Genomic DNA, 1116 nt, shown 5'->3' with positions numbered 1-1116 from the left:
CCCTTGAACAGGCGGTTTCAATCCCTGGATCGTGCAGCTTTCCGAATAACGAGTGCCGTCCTCGGGAGCCCGGGATGCCCCAGGCGTCCTAACGCCATGGTAACCGGTGCGAGGAACGAGCATCCGGTTCACCTAATTGTTACCCATCACTTTTCCCAGGGTCTCATTGCATTTTCTCCTGAAACACAGAATCAAATGCTTGTAGCTGTGAAGCTTCTATAACAAGCCCCAAGTTATTTGGTATTCGAAACCTCGAAATCGGCTTGCTCGCTGTCGGTATCTCTACCACTTCTATCTCTCCTTCAGCTGTATGCTGAGGACCTGCATACAGGATGCCTAAGAGTGCAATTCGATTTCCGGCACACAATGCTCCTTCCGGATTAACAAAGCTACCTATGTTTGCAAGGAATACTGGCGATCCACTTGAACCTGGGAAACATGCAGCATCAATCAAGAACTCAGGCTTTCCATTCAGCGGCAGACGAGGATGTGTTGCTGTAATCCCTTTCCTTATAACCGGCAAATTGTGCTCTGCATCCCAAATTCCGTTTGGGTAACCGATCATAATGATCTCTTCCATGGCTGGAAGCGAACTAAGGAGTTTCTGGTCCGCGATCAGGGTTTCATCAAGCATTACATAAAAGAACCTTACCTTTCGTTCTTCAGCCTCATGCAATAACGGCGCGATCGGTATCGCGGCCAGGTCGATATTCTTATCGGGGTGCCCTACCCACATCTTGGAGAAGTCACCGAGCCGAATTTCAATGTGATTACCAAGCTCGGGGTTTCCCTTGTCATCCGCTGTGGTTAGATGGATCTTCCCCTCGGTTGCGCCGTCCACCACATGTTTGTTGGTGACAATACAAGGCACGTGCTTCTCTTCAGTACGGAGAAAAGCATAAAAAAAACCGCTACCAGAGCTAACCCCATCTGGCGTTAAGCATTCGATACGGGCAGTACTATGGATCAACTGTTCTATCGGATGTTTATGCTGTGCCATTCAGCGTCCTCTTGTATGGGTAACATTTGCTTAACTTGCATTTCCGTGCCCGAAGGGCTTGGCGTGATTTTTGCGACTGCAAAAAACATGACAAAGGGAATGACAAGTTGAAGCAG

Annotated in this window: 1 protein-coding gene; it reads right to left on the bottom strand. The window is 48.7% G+C overall.

What is annotated here, in order from left to right; genetic code table 11:
• Positions 1–163: 163 nt before the first annotated feature.
• Entirely contained in the window at positions 164–1000 is an 837-nt protein-coding gene (locus tag BW950_RS14705; protein ID WP_076490040.1) for a S1 family peptidase, read from the bottom strand.
• Between the last annotated feature and the right edge of the window lie 116 nt (positions 1001–1116).

This window comes from Alkalispirochaeta americana (assembly GCF_900156105.1).
GTDB lineage: Bacteria > Spirochaetota > Spirochaetia > DSM-27196 > Alkalispirochaetaceae > Alkalispirochaeta > Alkalispirochaeta americana.
The sequence above is the reverse complement of the archived record's forward strand: the minus strand, read 5'-3'. Positions and strand labels throughout refer to the sequence as shown.

Bases quoted from the DNA above. Each gene is read 5' to 3' on its own strand.
- BW950_RS14705 (WP_076490040.1), bottom strand. From the start codon at position 1,000: ATGGCACAGCATAAACATCCGATAGAACAGTTGATCCATAGTACTGCC.